The sequence below is a fragment of the Streptomyces griseus subsp. griseus genome (genome assembly GCF_003610995.1).
Lineage (GTDB): Bacteria > Actinomycetota > Actinomycetes > Streptomycetales > Streptomycetaceae > Streptomyces.
This window is the reverse complement of record NZ_CP032543.1, coordinates 4,490,321-4,508,252: the sequence shown is the minus strand read 5'-3', so window position 1 is coordinate 4,508,252 and position 17,932 is coordinate 4,490,321. Positions and strand designations below refer to the sequence as shown.

The following is a 17,932-nucleotide window of genomic DNA, read 5'->3' as shown; positions in this document are numbered from 1 at the left end:
GCCCAGCACCCTGGAAGTAGACATTTCGAGCAGCACAGTTCGAGCAGCACGGTTTGAACAGCACGGTGGAACAGCAGGCCCGCGGCGGACGAGCACGGGCGCGGAGCAGGGACGCGGGACACCTCGCCGATCGACAGAAGAGACGGAACGGACGGGCACTCATGGCCACGGCATACGGACCGGACACCCGGGACCACAAGGGATCGGGCGGGCGCGGCCACACAGGTCTGGGCGCGGGCCCCCAGGGACAGGCCCCGGCGGAGCACTTCCTCCCGGCGGCGCTGCGCGCGCCGCTGGAGGCCCGCAGCTGGCGCGAGCTCCTCTATGTCCTGCTGAGCCTGCCGTTGAGCACGGTGATATTCGTCTTCGCGATCGCCATGACGTCGGTCAGCGCCGGTCTGCTCGTCACCTTCATCGGGATTCCGCTTCTGGCCGTGGGCCTGGCCGCCTGCCGGGGGTTCGGGGTGATGGAGCGGGCCCGGGCGCGCGGGCTGCTGAAGCTGGACGTGGCGGAGCCCGTGCGGGTGCGGGGGAAGAGCGGCGGCCCGATGTCGTGGATCGGCGCCGTCCTCAAGAGCGGCGTCTCCTGGCGGCACCTTCTCTACGCGCTGCTGCACTTCCCCTGGGCCGTGTTCACGTTCTGCGTGTCGGTGACGTTCTGGTCGTACGGCCTGGCGGCGTTGACGTACCCGCTGTGGCAGTGGGTCTTCCCGGTCTTCGTCGGGGCCGACGGCATCCAGCTGTACGGGGACCGCAGCCACGCGCACTACCTGGACTCCCCCGCCGAGCTGGCGGCGACGAGCGCGGTGGGCCTGGTGCTGGTGCTGCTCTCACCGTGGATCGTGCGGGGGCTGGTCTCGGTGGACCGGCTGATGGTGTCCGGTCTGCTGGGCCCGTCCGCCCTCTCTGCCCGGGTCACCGAGCTGGAGTCGGACCGGGGCGTGGTCGTGGACACCGCCGCCGCCGACCTGCGCCGGATAGAGCGGGACCTCCACGACGGTGCGCAGGCTCGGCTCGTCGCCCTGGCCATGGATCTGGGGCTGGCGAAGGAGAAGCTCACGGACGACCCCGAGGCAGCCGCGCGGATGGTGGACGAGGCGCACGGCGAGGTGAAGGTCGCACTTCAGGAGTTGCGCGACCTCGCCCGGGGTATCCACCCTGCCGTTCTCACCGACCGCGGCCTCGACGCCGCGCTCTCCGCCATCGCCTCCCGCTGCACCGTCCCCGTCACGGTCGAGGTGGACCTGGACGCCCGGCCCGCGCAGGCCATCGAGGGCATCGCCTACTTCACGGTGTCGGAGCTGCTGCAGAACGTCAGCAAGCACGCGCGGGCGACCCGGGCCACGGTCGATGTGTGGCGGACGTCCGACCGGCTGATGCTCCAGGTCACGGACAACGGCCGAGGCGGCGCCTCCGCCTCGTCCGGCAGCGGCCTGGCAGGGCTGACGGAGCGGCTGGACGCGGTGGACGGGGTCCTGGTGGTGAACTCCCCGGCCGGCGGCCCGACAACGATCACTGCCGAGCTCCCTTGGCGAGGCTGACCACTCCTGGCCCGCCCGAGCACCCCTCGCCCGGCGGCCCATGGCTCGGGGCACCCGCCCGGCCGCCTCACTCTGCCCCGTGGCTCAGGCATCCCGCCCCAGGCCCGGCCCCGCCACCGTCACCCGCCCCAGGCCCGGCCCCGCCCCGGCCTCGCCACCGTCACCCGCCCCCGCCCCGGCCTCGCCACCGTCACCGGCCCCACCACCGTCACCGGCCCGGCCCCGTCTCCGGACCCTGTCCGGGGACCGGGGGCTCCCGGCTGGGTGGCCAGGCCGCGAGGTCCGTGGCCGGCCGATCAGGTGCCCGGGTGGCCTGATCGGGCGCGTTATCCACAGGCTCCCCATCCCAGGCCCGGGCCTGGGATGCTGAGGGTGTCGGGTGCGGATGCGCCCGAGGGCACAGCAACTCGGAGAGCCGGAGTGTCGGAGAGCCAGAGGGTCAGGGGCTCTTCGGCTCGGGGCTCAGGACAGCGGGGGACGCAGCGTCGTGGAGCACGTGGAGAACAGAGTGCGGGTAGTCATCGCCGAGGATTCGGTCCTGCTGCGGGAGGGGCTCACCCGTCTGCTCACCGACCTCGGGCATGACGTGGTCGCGGGGGTGGGCGACGCCGAGGCCCTGCTGAAGACCGTGGCGGACCTCGGGGCGGAGCGGGCGCTGCCCGATGTGGTGGTGGCCGATGTACGGATGCCGCCGACCCACACCGACGAGGGCGTACGGGCGGCGGTGCGGCTGCGGAAGGAGTATCCGGGCATAGGGGTGCTGGTCCTCTCGCAGTACGTGGAGGAGCAGTACGCCACCGAGCTGCTGGCGGGCAGCAGCCGGGGCGTGGGGTATCTGCTCAAGGACCGGGTGGCCGAGGTCCGCGAGTTCGTGGACGCGGTCGTCCGGGTGGCGGGTGGCGGGACGGCGCTGGACCCGGAGGTGGTGGCGCAGCTGCTGGGCCGCAGCCGAAAGCAGGACGTGCTGGTGGGGCTGACTCCGCGCGAGCGGGAGGTCCTGGGTCTGATGGCCGAGGGCCGGACCAACTCGGCGATCGCCCGGCAGCTCGTGGTGAGCGACGGGGCGGTGGAGAAGCACGTCAGCAACATCTTCCAGAAGCTGGGGCTCTCGCCCAGCGACGGGGACCACCGGCGCGTCCTCGCCGTACTCACCTACCTGAACTCCTAGCCGTCTGACACCCTGTCAGCCAACCGTCCGATCCGGCGGTGGACGCCCGGTGAGCAGCCGGCGCACACCCGGCGGATCTCCCTCAGGGGTGTCCGGCGGGCCTCCACCGGGCAGTCCTGGGCGGAAGGGCCTAGCACGAAAGACCTACGAGCAGAGCGCTTCCATCCAGCGATCGGGGGGCTTGAGAAAGATGTCAAAACGGCATAAAAGGGTGTCTCAAAACAGCGTCCACCATATGATCGGCCCCTGGAGGGCGAACCGCACGGACGTAGGGTTGCCTCTGGAGCCGCCGGCTGGCCGGAAGGTTCCGAACCGCCGCCCCAAGGGAGGTCCAGTTCAGTGACGAGCCAGGTCAGTAGCGCGGCAGAGAAGGCCGATGAGGCCAACGACGCCGTCCTCGGGGGTCAGCGCGCCCCCCTGTCAGGTACGACGGGAACGACCGGCGGCGACGGGAAAGAGGTCCGCCGCCTGGACCGGGTGATCATCCGCTTTGCGGGTGACTCGGGTGACGGGATGCAGCTCACGGGTGACCGGTTCACCTCGGAGACGGCATCGTTCGGGAACGATCTCTCGACCCTGCCGAACTTCCCGGCCGAGATCCGGGCCCCCGCAGGCACGCTGCCTGGGGTTTCTTCCTTCCAGCTGCACTTTGCCGATCATGACATCCTCACGCCCGGCGACGCCCCGAATGTTCTGGTCGCGATGAATCCCGCCGCTCTGAAGGCGAACATCGACGATGTGCCGCGTGGCGCGGAGATCATTGTGAACACCGATGAGTTCACCAAGCGGCCGATGGCGAAGGTCGGGTATGCCACCAGTCCGCTGGAGGACGGGTCGCTGGAGGCGTACAACGTCCATCCGGTGCCGCTGACGACGTTGACGATCGAGGCGCTGAAGGAGTTCGGGCTCTCCCGCAAGGAGGCCGAGCGATCGAAGAACATGTTCGCGCTCGGGCTGCTGTCGTGGATGTACCACCGGCCGACCGAGGGGACGGAGACGTTCCTGCGGCAGAAGTTCGCGAAGAAGCCGCAGATCGCCGAGGCGAACGTGGCCGCGTTCCGGGCCGGGTGGAATTTCGGCGAGACGACCGAGGACTTCGCCGTCTCCTACGAGGTCGCTCCGGCCTCGCAGGCCTTCCCCACCGGCACCTACCGCAACATCTCCGGGAACCTGGCCCTGTCCTACGGCCTGATCGCCGCCGGTCAGCTGGCGGACCTGCCGCTGTATCTGGGCTCGTACCCGATCACCCCGGCCTCGGACATCCTGCACGAGCTGTCCCGCCACAAGAACTTCGGTGTGCGCACCTTCCAGGCGGAGGACGAGATCGCCGGGATCGGGGCGGCGCTGGGGGCGGCGTTCGGCGGGGCGCTGGGGGTGACCACGACGTCGGGGCCGGGGGTGGCGCTGAAGTCGGAGACGATCGGGCTCGCGGTCTCTCTGGAGCTGCCGTTGCTGATCATCGACATCCAGCGCGGCGGGCCCTCCACCGGGCTGCCGACCAAGACCGAGCAGGCCGACCTGCTCCAGGCGATGTACGGCAGGAACGGGGAGGCCCCGGTGCCGATCGTGGCCCCGCAGACCCCGGCCGACTGCTTCGACGCCGCGATCGAGGCGGCCCGGATCGCCCTGACCTACCGCACCCCGGTCTTCCTGCTCTCCGACGGCTATCTGGCCAACGGCTCCGAACCCTGGCGTATCCCGGCGACGAGCAGCCTGCCCGACCTCACCACCCCTTTCGCCACCGGCCCCAACCACACCCTGGCCGACGGCACCGAGGTCTTCTGGCCCTACAAACGCGACCCGCAGACCCTGGCCCGCCCCTGGGCGGTCCCCGGCACCCCCGGCCTCGAACACCGCATCGGCGGCATCGAGAAGCAGGACGGCACCGGCAACATCTCCTACGACCCCGCCAACCATGACCTGATGGTCCGCACCCGCCAGGCCAAGGTCGACAACATCACCGTCCCCGACCTCGTCGTCGACGACCCCGCCGAAGCCCGCACGCTGGTGCTGGGCTGGGGATCGACGTACGGGCCGATCACCGCCGCCGTCCGCCGCCTGCGCGCCGCCGGACAGCCCATCGCCCAGGCCCACCTCAGACACCTCAACCCCTTCCCCGCCAACCTCGGCGAGATCCTGAAGAGGTACGACAAAGTCGTCATCCCGGAGATGAACCTGGGACAGCTCGCCATGCTGCTGCGGGCGAAGTATCTGGTGGACGCCCACAGCTACAACCAGGTCAACGGCATGCCGTTCAAGGCCGAGCAGCTCGCCACAGCTCTCCAGGAGGCCATCGATGCCTGACACCCAGGAACTGCACCACAACGAACTGCTGCAACTGGTGCCCAAGGCCGGGGCGAAACAGTCCATGAAGGACTTCAAATCCGACCAGGAAGTGCGCTGGTGCCCCGGCTGCGGCGACTACGCCGTCCTCGCCGCGGTCCAGGGCTTCATGCCCGAACTCGGCCTGGCCAAGGAGAACATCACCTTCGTCTCCGGCATCGGCTGCTCCTCGCGCTTCCCGTACTACATGAACACCTACGGGATGCACTCCATCCACGGCCGCGCCCCCTCCATCGCCACCGGCCTGGCCACCTCCCGCCGCGACCTGTCGGTCTGGGTCGTCACCGGCGACGGCGACGCACTCTCCATCGGTGGCAACCACCTCATCCACGCCCTGCGCCGCAACGTCAACCTCAAGATCCTCCTCTTCAACAACCGGATCTACGGGCTCACCAAAGGCCAGTACAGCCCCACCTCCGAGGTCGGCAAGATCACCAAGTCGACGCCGATGGGCTCCCTCGACGCGCCTTTCAACCCGGTCTCCCTCGCCATCGGCGCGGAGGCCACGTTCGTGGCGCGGACGGTCGACTCCGACCGCAAGCACCTCACCAGCGTGCTGCGGGCGGCGGCCGAGCACCCGGGCACGGCTCTCGTGGAGATCTACCAGAACTGCAACATCTTCAACGACGGCGCCTTCGAGGTCCTCAAGGACAAGGAACAGGCCGCCGAAGCCGTCATCCGCCTGGAGCACGGGGAGCCGATCCTCTTCGGGGCCGACGGTTCCAAGGGTGTCGTCCGCAACCAGGCCACCGGTGATCTGGAGGTCGTCGCCGTCACCGACGACAACCGCTCGCAGGTCCTCGTCCACGACGCCCGCGCCGACTCCCCGACCACGGCCTTCGCGCTCTCCCGCCTCGCCGACACCGACACCCTCCACCACACCCCATCGGTGTGCTGCGCAGCGTGGAGCGGCCCGTCTACGACACGTTGATGTCCGACCAGGTGGACGCCGCCGTGGAGCGCGACGGCAAGGGCGACCTCGACGCACTCCTCACCGGAACCGACACCTGGACCGTCGTCGGCTGACCCTCCGGAGAGCCACGGCGAAGGCCCGGACCCGATCCCCCGCCCGGAACGACCAGGACGACCAGGACGACCTGGACGGCCTGGGCGGGCTGGAGGATCAGGTCCGGGCCTCGTCGTATGCCTCGCGTGCCGCCTGGACCGCGTCCACCCGGCGTTCGGTCCAGCGGGCGAGCGCCCACACCTGTTCGGCGGCCTCGGTGCCGAGCGGGGTGAGCGAGTAGTCCACGCGGGGCGGGATCACGGGCTTCGCGTCCCGGTGGACGAAGCCGTCGCGTTCCAGCGTCTGGAGGGTCTGGGCCAGCATCTTCTCGCTGACCCCGCCGATCGTGCGGCGCAGTTCGCTGAAGCGGTACGAGCGCTCCAGCAGGGCCGCCAGGACCAGGACGCCCCAGCGGCTCGTCACATGCTCCAGCACCAGACGTGACGGGCACATCGGCTGGTTGACGTCCTGGACCGGTTTCGGCAGACCCACCAGACCGAGCGGAGCCGCGGTCCCCGTTCCACCGTTATCACTCACTCCCATGCCAGTACCTTACTTCAAAGTGGGTACTTTCCCATAGTTAGCGCTCACCGTAGGGTCGGCAAGGAAGGCAACCACAGAGACAACGCCCCGAACAGGAGCCCCCCATGAGCATCGTCGTCACCGGCGCCACCGGAGAACTCGGCCGCCTCGTCATCGACGAACTGCTGGCCACCGTCCCGGCCGGCGAGATCGTCGCGGTCGTCCGCAACAAGGAGAAGGCCGCCCCGCTCGCGGCCAAGGGCGTCGAACTCCGCATCGCCGACTACGACCGCCCCGAGACCCTCGCCGAGGCGTTCCGGGCCGGCGACCGGGTGCTGCTGATCTCCGGCAGCGAGGTGGGCAAGCGGGTCGCCCAGCACTCCGCGCTCATCGAGGCGGCCAAGGCGGCGGGCGTGGCACAGCTCGCGTACACCGGCATCCTCGGCGGACCGGACGCGGACTTCCAGCTGGCCGACGAGCACAAGGCCACCGAGCAGCTGATCCTGGACTCCGGGCTGCCGTACACCTTCCTCCGCAACGGCTGGTACACGGAGAACTACACCGCCAACCTCGCCCCCGTCCTGGAGCACGGCGCGGTCGTCGCCAACACGGGCGAGGGCAGGATCGCCTCCGCCTCCCGGGCCGACTACGCCGCAGCGGCGGCGGCCGTGGTGACCGGTGAGGGCCACCTCGGCAAGGCCTACGAGCTGAGCGGCGACACCGCCTGGTCGCTCGCGGAGTACGCGGCCGTGGTCTCCGAGGCGACCGGCAAGGAGATCGCGTACAAGGAGGTCCCGGCCTCCGTGCACCAGGAGATCCTGGTCGGCGCGGGCCTGCCCGAGGGGTTCGCCGCGATCCTCACCGACGTGGACGAGGCCATCGCGCGCGGGCGGCTCGCGGGGACGAGCGGTGACCTGGCCCGGCTGATCGGCCGCCCGACGACTCCCCTGGCCACGACCGTACGCACGGCGCTCGCCACCGCCTGACAGCCCTGCCCCCCCATGACCCGCCCCCACCCCTCCCGGGACGAGTGTCATGAGTGTTTTCCCGATACGGCTATGACACGAGGCCCTTCCGGCGTTACCGTCATCCCGTCGGGCAGACGCGCCGGCACAGGTAGTCCAGGAGGGGCCCGTGAAGGGGAAGAACGAGCAGCGGGCCGGCCTGCTGTACGGGGTCGGCGCGTACGGGATGTGGGGCATCGTCCCCTCTTCTGGCCGCTCCTGAAGCCGTCCGGGGCGATCGAGATCCTCGCCCACCGGATGGTCTGGTCGCTGGCGGTCGTCGGGGGCGCCCTCCTCGTGGTCCGGCGCTGGGCCTGGATCGGGGAGCTGGCCCGCGACCGGCGGAAGCTGGGCCTCATATCGGTGGCCGCGGCGACCATCACCGTCAACTGGGGCCTCTACATCTGGGCCGTGAACAACGGCCAGGTCGTCGAGGCCTCGCTCGGCTACTTCATCAACCCGCTGGTCACCATCGCCATGGGGGTCCTCCTGCTCGGTGAGCGGCTGCGGCCGGTGCAGTGGACCGCGGTCGCCACCGGCCTGGCCGCCGTACTCGTGCTGGCGATCGGATACGGGCGGCCGCCGTGGATCTCGCTGATCCTGGCGTTCTCGTTCGCCACGTACGGCCTGGTGAAGAAGAAGGTCGACATGGGCGGCCTGGAGTCGCTGGCCGCCGAGACCGCCGTCCTCTTCCTGCCCGCGCTCGGCTTCCTGCTCTGGCTGACGGCCACCGGCGGCTCGACGTTCACGGCCGGGGGCGCGGGCCACGGGGTGCTGCTCGCCGCGACGGGCATCATCACGGCGGTCCCGCTGATCTGCTTCGGCGCGGCGGCGGTCCGGGTTCCGCTCTCCACGCTGGGGCTGCTCCAGTATCTGGCGCCGGTCTTCCAGTTCGGGCTGGGCATCCTCTACTTCCACGAGGAGATGCCGCCGGAGCGGTGGGCCGGGTTCGCCCTGGTCTGGCTGGCCCTCTCGCTCCTGACCTGGGACGCGCTGCGCAACGCCCGCCGCAACCGGATCCTGGCGGCGAAGCTGCTGGCAACCGCGGCGACGGCCCCCGCAGCCGGCACGGTGGACGCGGTGCGGCAAGGCTGATTGAGTGCCCGGATGGGGACTGTCCTGGGCGAGATGAGGAACGTGCGGTGGCACGAGTTGCAGCACGCGTACGGCTCCGCGTCCCAGGTTCCGGGCATGCTGTCGCGGATCGCCTGGGGTGACGGCCCGACCACCGAGGACGCCCTGAGCGACCTGGCCCAGTGGATCGGTGCCCCGGCCGTGTTCGACGCGACGGTGGCGGCGGTGCCGTTCCTGTGGGAGCTGGCGGCGACGGAGACGGTCAGGGGCCGGGCGGGCGTGCTGGACCTGCTCGCCACGATCCTGACCGCCGACCACGCCCAGGACCCCGGGTGGACGCGCTCGGCGCACGAGGCGGTGGCGGAGGGCCGCCCGACGGCGGCTCTGCTGGCCACGGACACCTCGCCGCCGCGGCCCCAGACCGTACGGGATGCCGCCGCGCGGCTCCTGGCGGCAACCGACGGGCACACCTGCGCGGCCTGCCTCCCTCGTACGGACTGAGGTCGCCCCGCGACCACGAGCGGCCCCGACCACGAGCAGCCCCGATCACGAGTGGCCCCGTGAACGCGTGGACCCGTGAACGCGTGCGCTCCTGAACGCGAACGTAACGTACGGACACATTCAAGTGCCCTGTGGGCAAGGACAGTTCAAGAGTTCACCAAGACTTGGCCGACGCAAGAGGCCAGTAACGACAGAGGAGTTACCGTCCGTGCGTGAAAACGACCACACATGATCAAACACGGGTGGCCACCAGCCGCCGCGCACTGCTCCGCGCCTCCGTCGCCACCGCGGCGGTAGCCGCCGGAAGCGGCCTCGTCACCGGCGCCTCCCCGGCCGGAGCCACCGCTCCCAGACGGCCCTCCCCCAGACCCGAAACCCCTGCCGCCGCGCTGGCGGAGCTCTCGGCGGGCAACCGGCGGTGGCGCACGCTGCACCAGCGGCACCCGCACGAGGCGCGCCCGCTGCGCCAGTCGCTGGTCTCCGGCCAGCACCCGTTCGCCCTCATCCTCGGCTGCATCGATTCCCGCGTTCCGCCCGAGCTGGTCTTCGACCAGGGGCTCGGCGACCTGATGACCGTACGTTCCGCCGGTGAGGTCCTCGACGAGGCGGTCCTCGGCAGCATCGCGTACGGCGTCCTGGAGTTGGGCATCCCCCTGGTCGTGGTCCTCGGCCACCAGGCGTGCGGGGCGGTAGCCGCCGCCGTGGAGGCGGAGGAGACGGGGGCGTCGCTGCCCGCCCACATCCAGTACATAGCCGACCAGATCAAGCCCGCGATCGACCACACGCACCACGGTGACGCACGGGTGGACGCGACGGTCGACGCGCAGGTGCGGCTGGTGCGTTCGCGCCTGGCCCGTGAGGCCGATCTCGCCGCCAAGGTCAAGGCGGGCAAGCTGGCGATCGTGGGCGCACGCTACGAACTGGGCACGCAGTCGGTGCACCGGGTGGGGTGATCCCGCCGACCCGCCTCCCGCCAACCCGCCTCCCGCCGACCCGCCTCCGGCCGACCGGGCCCTCCCAGCCCGGCCGGGCCCCCTCGGGTCAGCCCCGTTCGTCGGCCGTGGTCATCCGGGCGCGGTGGGCCCGGACCTTGTGGCGGTTGCCGCACCGCTCCATGGAGCACCAGCGCCGCCTGCCGGGCCGTGAGGTGTCGACGAACAGCAGGCGGCAGTCGTCGCCGCCGCACGTACGGATCCGGTGGGCGTACGCCCCGGTGAACAGGTCGACGGCGTCACGCGCGACGGTGGAGAGCAGCCCGCTCCCGGTCGCGCCCGCCGCCCACTCGCGCGCCCCCGCGCCGGTCAGCCGGGCGGCCAAGGGCGGATGCGCCGCCGCGTCGTTCACGGCGGCGAGGTCCTCCGGCGCCGGCGGCAACCCGGTTGCACGGGCCTCCGCCAGCCGCCGGAGCGCGTCCCGCAGACGGCGCGCCGCCGCCACCTCGGCCGGGCTCACGGCGAGGTCCAGCCCACCGGCCAGCCGGCTCTCCCCCGCCCAGCGCACCAGAGCCTCGGGCCCGTGCAGCACCTCGAAGTACGCCAGGGGCCCCGGTCCACCGGTCGGCAGAAGCTCCAGACACAGGGCGCCCGGGTCGAACCGGAACGAGCTGCCGTCCGGATGCACCAGCAGCATCCCTGGAAGCCCCTGCCGTCCCGGCGTGTCCATTGCGCTCGCACTCATGTAACCACTATGAACGGTTTCCATGACACGCACCCTGTCCTGGAAGCTCGTCATCGACAGCGCCGATCCGCACGCCCAGGCCGGCTTCTGGGCCGAGGCTCTCGGCTACCTCGTCGAGGACAACAGCGCGCTGGTGGAGCAGTTGCTCGCCGCCGGGGCCGTCCCCGAGGCCATCACCACCCACGCCCACGGCCGCCGCGCCTGGCGCGACCTCGCGGCGGCACGGCACCCGGACGACCCCTACGACGAGACGAGCGGTACGGGGCTGGGGCGGCGGCTGCTCTTCCAGCGCGTGCCGGAGCCGAAGACGGTCAAGAACCGCCTCCACATCGACGTGCACACGGGCCCCGGCGAGCGCGACGCGGAGGCGGAACGACTGGTGGCGCTGGGTGCGCGCATCCTGCGCGCGGTTGACGAACCGGGCGGGAGCTGGCTCGTACTCGCGGATCCTGAGGACAACGAGTTCTGCGTCAACTAGCCGGCTCATGAGTCACGCTGGTCAACCAAGAGGCCACGTCAACCCATAGGTCACGCGTGAGCTTCAAGAGCGTCAAGAGCACTCCCGCTCACTCTTCAACCAGGAGAACCCCTTGAAGATCCACCTGACCAGCGTCTTCGTCGACGACCAGGAGAAGGCCCTGCGCTTCTACACGGACGTGCTGGGGTTCGTGAAGAAGCACGACGTGCCGTTGGGCGGTGAGGACCGCTGGCTGACCGTGGTCTCGCCGGAGAACCCCGACGGCACCGAACTCCTGCTGGAACCGGACCGCCACCGCGCCGTCGGCCCGTACAAGACGGCCCTGGTCGAGGACGGCATCCCGGCCGCCGCCTTCGCCGTGGACGACGTACGGGCGGAGTTCGACCGGCTGCGCGGGCTCGGGGTGCGGTTCACGCAGGAGCCGCTGGAGATGGGCCCGGTGACGACGGCGGTCCTGGACGACACGTGCGGCAACCTGATCCAGATCGCGCAGGGCGGATAGGCGGCCGGGGCGAAGCAAGGCAAGGACGTGGCGGGCCGGAACGGGACAGGGCGGGGCTGGGCTGGGCGGGACGGGGCGCGCGGTTAACCGGAGGGCGTAACACCGGCACCACCCCCGTTCGCGTCCCCCTCACCCTCCCCACCCCCCTCTCCCTCTCCCCCTCCGCCCCTCTCCGCGCCCCCGTCCGACGCCCCTCCCCGCTCCCGCTCCACCTCCTGCCGCAGCCGCTCCGCCATCAGGTCCCCCAGCGGATCGGTCACGTCCCAGGAGTGCGGGGCGGAGTGGCGGTCGAACAGGACGCACACCTCCCGCTCGCCGGTGGCCAGGGTGCGCATGACGGCGGGGCACGGGGGCAGTTCGGCGAACCGGAACCTGCGCCGGCCGTCCGCATCGGCCCAGAACATCCACAGGTCCCGCGAGGCGGCCATCTCGCCCGCCCAGAGCTGTGCGGCGTGCTCGGTCCTGTCGTCGTGCTCGCCCAGTTCGCACAGCAGAACATCGTCCAGTTCGGGCAGTTCCGGTACGCCGGGTGCCCCGGGGGTCCGGCCGGGTTCGGGGTTCATGGCGGTGAGCACGACGAGTGTGCCCATCTCGGGGACTTCGGCGAAGGCGGTGCACTGCAACACGTCGGTGATTCCTTGGTGATTAGGAGAAAAGGCTTCTCGGGCTACCGGCTCATCGGACGGACGACGAGCCCGTACCAGGCCAGGGCGTCGCGGGCGACGAACTCGTACGGCAGCCCGTCCGCGAGCCGCAGCAGCGCGTAGTCGTGCTCCCGCAAACTGCCCGCCCAGGCACGGAGTTCGGCCGGGGCATCGCGCGGAGCGCGGGTGACCGGGTGCAGGGCGTGCGCCGGCACCCAGGGGGCGTACGGGTCGGGATCCAGCGCGTCCGCGAACCGCCGCGCCTGCCGCCGCAGCCACCGGAGCGCCAGCCGTCGGGTCGGAGCGGTGACCCCGCCGAGCCGGACGGAGCTGACGGCATCGCCCGCGCGGCTCTCGGCGACGTACCAACAGGTGGGCGCCTGGGCGGGGTTCACAGCACCTCTCCCCGGCTGCGGGCGTTGAGGCGGGCGGTACGGGCGCGGAGCTGTTCCATGAGGAGCGCGGGGCGTACGTAGCGGGGCTCCACCTCCCACTCGATGCCACCGCCCACCGGCCGCAGCGACCAGTAGAAGCCGGCGACCCCTCGGAACTCCCCCACGCGGTCCCTACGGCTGGTATCCACCAGGAGAGTTCCGGGATCGGGGACGCGAGGGCATCGCTCGTGATTCGGGCAGACGTTCTCGCCGTACACCAAAAGACTCCTCTCTGTAGCCATACGACTACCGGGGAGGCTCAGCGTGACCTACCGTCGAAGTGTCTTCAACATGGCCGTACGGGAGGGCACGTTCATGTATCGCAAGGAACTGAGTCCTGAGGCCAGTCCGCAGGCGGCGTACGGTGCGCGTCTGCGCCAGTTACGGGACGCGCGGGGCTGGACGCAGGACGAGCTGGGCGACCAGGCCGGATGCAGCGGCAGGCATATCTCGGCGATGGAAACCGGCCGTAAGTCCGCAACCCTGCCCTTCTCACGGAGAGCCGATAAGATCTTCGGCCTGATCGGCAGCCCCGAGTCCTTCGAGCGCGAGTGGCGGGAGATCAAGCAGGGCAGCCTGCTGGCGGGCTTCCCGGAGTTCCTCGGCCTGGAGGGCCGGGCGGCGGAGATCCGGCTGTACGAGGTCGGTGTCATGCCGGGGCTGCTCCAGACCCAGCAGTACGCGACGGTCCTCGCGGAGAGCGCCGTCCGGCGCGGGACCATCACTGCCGAGCAGGCCCAGGAGCGGGTCGCGGTCACCGCGCAACGACAGGAGGCGGTCTTCGCGGGCCGGGAGACGATGGTCTTCGCGATGCTGGACGAGAGCTGTCTCCGTCGGCCCATCGGCGGTCCGGAGGTCATGAAGGCGCAGTACGACCACCTCATCGACTTCGCCGAACTGCCCAACACGATCCTTCAGGTGGCCCCCTTCGACCTGGGAGAGCGCCGCCCGTTCGACCTGCCGGTCTACATCCTGACCATGGTGGACCGGTCGATCGTCTCGTACGCCGAATCCGCACAACAGGGCTACGTCGAAAGGGAAACCACCGGTGTCCTCCCCCTGCTCGCCGACTACCATCGGCTGCAGGCGGTAGCACCCTCACAGGCGGCCTCCGTCGACATCGTCCAGCAGTTGCGAAAGGGCATCACGTGACAACCGAGACCCCCCGCTGGTTCACGTCCTCGTACAGCAACAACGGCGGCGCGTGCGTCGAGGTCGCCACCAACCTCGCCGCCCCGCACGGGATCGTCCCCGTCCGCGACTCCAAGAACGACACCACCACCGGCCCGGTCCTCACCGTCCCCGCCACCGCGTTCACCACGTTCGTCGCGGGCGTCCGCGCCGGGGAGTTCGGCGCCGTCTGAGCAGCCGTCCGGCCGCGCGCGGACGCCTGGCAGGGAAGCCCCACCGCAGGTGTGCGGTGGGGCTTCCTGTTGCCCGAGTCATGGATCGTGCAGTCGGGCACGGTGGTGCGGCCGTCAGGGATGTGCTGGGGCAGCAAGTCCTGGTCGCCCGTCTCCACACGGGCTCCGCTGACGTCGAGGACCGTGGCGCCGTGCATGCAGTACGTGTGCGGCCTGACGTCCGTCGGGCCCCGGAACTCGCCGTTCGCCCGGTCCCAGGAGCCGTGGCCGCTGAGGACGATCCCGTCCGTGCGGCCGGCCGTGTTGTGGACCTCCCACTCATCGTTCGTGCCTGCGTTGACCGTCTGGCGGGCGGCGGGCATGCGCTGTCGAACGGCTCCTGGACGAGCACGCCACCGCCACCGCCGCCGAGGCCGGTCTCGGGTCGGGCGGGCGCGCGATCGGTATGCGGCGGCTGCTCGCGGGGGGGGTTCGGCGAGCGGGCGGGCGGCCGGGCGGAGCCACCGGCCGTGCCCCCACGCGTACCGCCTAGCGGATGCTCCCCTCCCGCGCAAGCGGCCCTCCGGGCCCTTCTAGGCTGTGCCCCATGCCCACGCCACCCGCATATGCCCTCGTCGCCACCGACCTGGACGGCACCCTGCTGCGCCCGGACGACACCGTCAGCGCCCGCTCCCGCGCAGCCCTCGCCGTCGCCGTCTCCGCCGGGGCCCGGCACCTGATCGTCACCGGGCGGCCGGTCCCCGGGATACGGGCGCTGGTCGCGGACCTGGCGTACAGCGGGCTCGTCGTCTGCGGTCAGGGCACGCAGCTGTACGACGCCGACAGCGCGCGGCTCCTGCGCTCGGTGACCCTGGACCGGGAGGCCGCCGACACCGCGCTCGGCAAGCTGGAAGCTGAGGTCGGGGCGGTGTTCGCGGCCGTGGACCAGGACGGGGCGGACGGCGTCACCCTGATCGAGAACGGCTACCGGATGCCGAATCCGACGCTCCCCGCCCTCCGCGTGGACTCCCGCGACGCCCTGTTGGAGCGGCCCGTCATCAAGGTGCTGGTCCGCCACCCGGAGCTGGGTGACGACGCGCTGGCCGCCGCCGCGCGCGGGGCGGTGGGGGATCTGGCGAGCGTCAGCATGGCGGGGCCCGGGACGGTGGAGCTGGCGCCGTACGGGGTGGACAAGGGGACCGGGATCGCGGCGGCGCACGAGCTGCTGGGGATCGGGGCGGAGGGAACGATCGCGTTCGGTGACATGCCCAACGACCTGCCGATGTTCCGCCGTTCCGGCCACCGGGTGGCGATGGGCAACGCACACCCCGAGTTGCGGGCGGCGGCGGACGAGGTGACGGCGACGAACGCGGAGGACGGGGTGGCGGAGGTGCTGGAGCGACTGTTCGGCTGAGGCCGCGTCGCCGTGGACACCGCGTCGCCGTGGTTGCCGCGTCACCAACCCCGCGGGTCAACACACCTGGTGCGCACCGCCGCCCGGAAGGTCCTGTTCCGTCCACAGCACCTTGCCGTCCGGTCCGTGCCGGGCTCCCCAGTGGGCGGCGAGGCGGGAGACGATGAACAGGCCCCGGCCGCCCTCGTCGACCGTGTGGGCGTGGCGCAGGTGCGGGGAGGCCGTGGAGCCGTCGTGGACCTCGCAGGTGAGGCTGGTGTCCAGCAGGAGGCGGAGGCGGAGCGGCGGGGTTCCGTAGCGGACGGCGTTGGTGACCAGTTCGCTGACGATCAGCTCGGTCGCGTCGACGGTGTCCTCGTCCAGCCCCCAGCCCTGGAGCCGGTCGCGTACGAGCAGGCGCGCGGTGGCGGGGGTGGCGCGGTCCTGGGCCAGGTCCCAGGTGGCGACCCGGTGGTCGGAGACCGTACCCGTACGGGCCAGGAGCAGCGCCGCCCCGGCGGACCGGGTGTCATCGGGGAGGGCGTACACGATGTCGTCGCCCAGCTGCTGGAGGCTGCGGCCGGGGCGGGCCAGGGCCCGTGTGATGCGTTCCTCGGCGTGCTCGTCGGCGAGCAGTTCCGCCGTGCAGAACGCGAGGAGGCTGCCCTCCTCCAGGGTGACGGTGGCGGGTGCGAAGAGGGCGCTGTCGTCGGCGAAGAGACCGGGGCCCTCGGGGGCGTCGACGGTGATCCGCTGCCCGTCGGCGCCGACGATCAGGGGCGCGGGGTGCCCGGCCCGGGCGACCGTGCAGGTGCGGGTGAACGGGTCGTAGACCCCGTACACGCATCCCGCCCGCAGCTCCTCGCCCTGAAGGGAGTCGCCCGGGGGCAGGGCCGCGCGCTCGTGGGCGAGCCGGTCGGCGGTCTCCTTGAGACGGGCCAGTACCTCCTCCGGCTCCAGGTCGAGGCCGGCGAGTGCCTGGATGACGGTACGGAGCTGGCCCATGGCGATCGCCGACTGGAGCCCCTCCCCCGCGACCCCGCCCACGACGAGTGCCGTACGGGCGCCGGAGAGCGCGATCGTGTCGAACCAGCAGCCGCTGTCCCGGCCCGGCAGCAGCACGTGGGCGGTCTCCACGGCGGCCTGGTGGCGTTCGGCCTGCGGGAGGAGGCGGCGCTGGACGGTGGAGGCGATGACGTGCTCGCGCTCGTACCGGCGGGCGTTGTCGATGGCGAGGGCCGCGCGGGTGGCCGCCGTACGGGCGAGGGACACGTCCTCCTCGTCGAACGGCTCGGCGGCCCCGCAGCGGTAGAGGCTGACCAGCCCGAGGACGGCTCCCCGCAGGGTGAGGGGCACGACGATGAGCGAGTGCGCGCCGGTCTCCGCGAGGGCGCGGGAGCCGTCCGGGTCGGCGTCCAGCCAGGAGGTCTCCGCGGTGAACTGGACGAGCCGGGGGCGCAGGTCGGCGACGGCGAGCGCGTACGGCGTACGGGGAGGGAGGCGGCGGGTCCCGCCGACCGGGTGGCCGCGGATCACCTCATCCCTCTCGACGGTCTCGCAGCGGCCGCTCGCCGCGCGGCGCAGCGGGGTGTCGGGCGGCAGCGGGCCCACCGGCGGGTCGGCCCCACGCAGGACCTCGTCCACCACCTCGATGACGGCGAGATCGGCGAACCGCGGCACCAGCGCGTCGGTGAAGGCCCGGCAGGTGGTGGCCACGTCCAGCGAGCCGCCGACCGCGTCGCGTACGGCACCCAGCGCTGCCCGCCTGGCCCGGGCCCGCTCCCGCTCGGTGACATCGACGACGGCGCTCAGCAGCCCGAGCACCGGGCCGTCGGGGCCGTCCGGGCCGTCGAGGCGGTAGGCGGAGACCAGAAAGGTCCGGCCGCCGGGGACGTAGCGGAGCCGGCCGCGTACGAGATGCTCGCGTACCGGCCCCTCACCTGCGAGGACACGTTCGAGGAGCTGTTCGCAGCCGGTCGGGTCGTCGAGCCGGAAGGCCTCGGTGAAGGGGAGCCCGATGTACTCCTCGGTCCCGGCGCCCTCGACGAGGGAGCTGGCGCGGACGAGCCTGAGCTGCGGGTCGAGCACGAGAAGGCCTACGGCGCTCTGGGCGAACAGCACCTTCAGCAGGGCGTCGTCCAGGCCGCCCGGAGGGGTTCCGGGTCCGGCCGGGGTCTCGGCGTACGACACGGCTCCACCCACCCTCCGGCTCCGGCGCACCGATGCACCGGAGCACCGGCACGTGCCGGTCCAGCATCACCCTGCATGGCTGGAGCGGCCACCGGTGAGGGGCGGAGGTGTG

At 71.6% G+C, this 17,932-nt stretch carries 17 protein-coding genes and 3 pseudogenes; 13 read left to right on the top strand and 7 right to left on the bottom strand.

Going from position 1 to position 17,932, the window contains the following annotated elements; translation table 11 throughout:
- Positions 1-161 precede the first annotated feature (161 nt).
- The 4 genes and pseudogenes from D6270_RS20365 to D6270_RS20350 all read left to right on the top strand — a co-directional run bounded on the left by D6270_RS20365 (position 162) and on the right by D6270_RS20350 (position 6,078).
- The gene (locus tag D6270_RS20365) at positions 162-1,541 is read left to right on the top strand and encodes a sensor histidine kinase (RefSeq protein ID WP_109164133.1); all 1,380 of its coding nucleotides are present in this window, start codon (positions 162-164) and stop codon (positions 1,539-1,541) included.
- Between the two features lie 508 nt (positions 1,542-2,049).
- Positions 2,050-2,709 (top strand): response regulator transcription factor, encoded by a 660-nt coding sequence (locus D6270_RS20360; protein WP_109164134.1) that lies wholly within the window; start codon positions 2,050-2,052, stop codon positions 2,707-2,709.
- Between the two features lie 339 nt (positions 2,710-3,048).
- Positions 3,049-5,013, top strand: a complete 1,965-nt coding sequence (locus D6270_RS20355; RefSeq protein WP_109164135.1) for a 2-oxoacid:acceptor oxidoreductase subunit alpha — start codon at positions 3,049-3,051, stop codon at positions 5,011-5,013.
- A pseudogene (locus D6270_RS20350) lies at positions 5,006-6,078 on the top strand (2-oxoacid:ferredoxin oxidoreductase subunit beta). The gene D6270_RS20355 and the pseudogene D6270_RS20350 overlap by 8 nt, the downstream one beginning before the upstream one ends.
- Before the next feature lie 97 nt (positions 6,079-6,175).
- Here D6270_RS20350 and D6270_RS20345 read toward each other — a convergent pair.
- Positions 6,176-6,511 carry a winged helix-turn-helix transcriptional regulator gene (locus D6270_RS20345; protein WP_109167349.1) on the bottom strand — a complete coding sequence of 112 codons (336 nt, stop codon included), beginning with the start codon at positions 6,509-6,511 and terminating at the stop codon, positions 6,176-6,178.
- A gap of 194 nt (positions 6,512-6,705) precedes the next feature.
- On the opposite strand from D6270_RS20345, the gene D6270_RS20340 reads away from it, so the two are divergent.
- From D6270_RS20340 to D6270_RS20325, 4 genes and pseudogenes are all read left to right on the top strand, one after another.
- Positions 6,706-7,566: an SDR family oxidoreductase gene (locus tag D6270_RS20340; protein ID WP_109164137.1), complete on the top strand. Its 861-nt coding sequence runs from the start codon at positions 6,706-6,708 to the stop codon at positions 7,564-7,566.
- 148 nt (positions 7,567-7,714) lie between these two features.
- A pseudogene (gene rarD, locus D6270_RS20335) lies at positions 7,715-8,679 on the top strand (EamA family transporter RarD).
- A 12-nt stretch (positions 8,680-8,691) separates the two neighbouring features.
- Complete coding sequence (locus D6270_RS20330; RefSeq protein WP_109164139.1) at positions 8,692-9,159, top strand: hypothetical protein; 468 nt, start codon at positions 8,692-8,694, stop codon at positions 9,157-9,159.
- Between the two features lie 242 nt (positions 9,160-9,401).
- Positions 9,402-10,112 carry a carbonic anhydrase gene (locus D6270_RS20325; RefSeq protein WP_225976914.1) on the top strand — a complete coding sequence of 237 codons (711 nt, stop codon included), beginning with the start codon at positions 9,402-9,404 and terminating at the stop codon, positions 10,110-10,112.
- Between the two features lie 88 nt (positions 10,113-10,200).
- Here the strand turns inward: D6270_RS20325 and D6270_RS20320 are convergent, their stop codons facing one another.
- Positions 10,201-10,836 carry a CGNR zinc finger domain-containing protein gene (locus D6270_RS20320; protein ID WP_225976913.1) on the bottom strand — a complete coding sequence of 212 codons (636 nt, stop codon included), beginning with the start codon at positions 10,834-10,836 and terminating at the stop codon, positions 10,201-10,203.
- A gap of 22 nt (positions 10,837-10,858) precedes the next feature.
- Between D6270_RS20320 and D6270_RS20315 the strand changes: the two genes are divergently transcribed.
- Positions 10,859-11,314, top strand: coding sequence for a VOC family protein (locus D6270_RS20315; RefSeq protein WP_109164142.1), 456 nt, complete (start codon positions 10,859-10,861; stop codon positions 11,312-11,314).
- Between the two features lie 112 nt (positions 11,315-11,426).
- The gene (locus tag D6270_RS20310; protein WP_109164143.1) at positions 11,427-11,816 is read left to right on the top strand and encodes a VOC family protein; all 390 of its coding nucleotides are present in this window, start codon (positions 11,427-11,429) and stop codon (positions 11,814-11,816) included.
- Between the two features lie 83 nt (positions 11,817-11,899).
- On the opposite strand, the gene D6270_RS20305 is transcribed toward D6270_RS20310, so the two are convergent.
- The 3 genes from D6270_RS20305 to D6270_RS20295 are packed head-to-tail and all read right to left on the bottom strand — an operon-like array spanning position 11,900 to position 13,112.
- Positions 11,900-12,442 carry a hypothetical protein gene (locus tag D6270_RS20305; protein WP_109164144.1) on the bottom strand — a complete coding sequence of 181 codons (543 nt, stop codon included), beginning with the start codon at positions 12,440-12,442 and terminating at the stop codon, positions 11,900-11,902.
- Between the two features lie 41 nt (positions 12,443-12,483).
- Complete coding sequence (locus D6270_RS20300) at positions 12,484-12,855, bottom strand: hypothetical protein (protein WP_109164145.1); 372 nt, start codon at positions 12,853-12,855, stop codon at positions 12,484-12,486.
- Complete coding sequence (locus D6270_RS20295; RefSeq protein ID WP_109164146.1) at positions 12,852-13,112, bottom strand: hypothetical protein; 261 nt, start codon at positions 13,110-13,112, stop codon at positions 12,852-12,854. The genes D6270_RS20300 and D6270_RS20295 overlap by 4 nt, the downstream gene beginning before the upstream one ends.
- Before the next feature lie 73 nt (positions 13,113-13,185).
- On the opposite strand from D6270_RS20295, the gene D6270_RS20290 reads away from it, so the two are divergent.
- Both D6270_RS20290 and D6270_RS20285 read left to right on the top strand, forming a co-directional pair.
- Positions 13,186-14,046 carry a helix-turn-helix domain-containing protein gene (locus D6270_RS20290; RefSeq protein ID WP_391040143.1) on the top strand — a complete coding sequence of 287 codons (861 nt, stop codon included), beginning with the start codon at positions 13,186-13,188 and terminating at the stop codon, positions 14,044-14,046.
- On the top strand, positions 14,043-14,258 hold the full coding sequence (locus tag D6270_RS20285) for a DUF397 domain-containing protein (protein WP_109164147.1): 216 nt from the start codon (positions 14,043-14,045) through the stop codon (positions 14,256-14,258). Before D6270_RS20290 ends, D6270_RS20285 begins: the two co-directional genes overlap by 4 nt.
- Positions 14,259-14,281: 23 nt before the next feature.
- Here D6270_RS20285 and D6270_RS34040 read toward each other — a convergent pair.
- A pseudogene (locus tag D6270_RS34040) lies at positions 14,282-14,620 on the bottom strand (putative adhesin); the annotation flags it as partial.
- A 224-nt stretch (positions 14,621-14,844) separates the two neighbouring features.
- Between D6270_RS34040 and D6270_RS20280 the strand changes: the two are divergent.
- Positions 14,845-15,651: an HAD family hydrolase gene (locus tag D6270_RS20280; RefSeq protein WP_109164148.1), complete on the top strand. Its 807-nt coding sequence runs from the start codon at positions 14,845-14,847 to the stop codon at positions 15,649-15,651.
- 57 nt (positions 15,652-15,708) lie between these two features.
- Here D6270_RS20280 and D6270_RS20275 read toward each other — a convergent pair whose 3' ends face one another.
- Entirely contained in the window at positions 15,709-17,820 is a 2,112-nt protein-coding gene (locus tag D6270_RS20275; protein WP_109164149.1) for a SpoIIE family protein phosphatase, read from the bottom strand.
- Positions 17,821-17,932: the final 112 nt, after the last annotated feature.

What these genes read in the sequence shown, in the direction of transcription:
- D6270_RS20365 (WP_109164133.1), top strand. Translation starts at nt 162, where the DNA reads ATGGCCACGGCATACGGACCGGACACCCGGGACCACAAGGGATCGGGC.
- D6270_RS20345 (WP_109167349.1), bottom strand. Translation starts at nt 6,511, where the DNA reads ATGTGCCCGTCACGTCTGGTGCTGGAGCATGTGACGAGCCGCTGGGGC.
- D6270_RS20340 (WP_109164137.1), top strand. Translation starts at nt 6,706, where the DNA reads ATGAGCATCGTCGTCACCGGCGCCACCGGAGAACTCGGCCGCCTCGTC.
- D6270_RS20290 (WP_391040143.1), top strand. Translation starts at nt 13,186, where the DNA reads ATGGCCGTACGGGAGGGCACGTTCATGTATCGCAAGGAACTGAGTCCT.
- D6270_RS20280 (WP_109164148.1), top strand. Translation starts at nt 14,845, where the DNA reads ATGCCCACGCCACCCGCATATGCCCTCGTCGCCACCGACCTGGACGGC.
- D6270_RS20330 (WP_109164139.1), top strand. Translation starts at nt 8,692, where the DNA reads ATGGGGACTGTCCTGGGCGAGATGAGGAACGTGCGGTGGCACGAGTTG.
- D6270_RS20320 (WP_225976913.1), bottom strand. Translation starts at nt 10,836, where the DNA reads ATGAGTGCGAGCGCAATGGACACGCCGGGACGGCAGGGGCTTCCAGGG.
- D6270_RS20315 (WP_109164142.1), top strand. Translation starts at nt 10,859, where the DNA reads ATGACACGCACCCTGTCCTGGAAGCTCGTCATCGACAGCGCCGATCCG.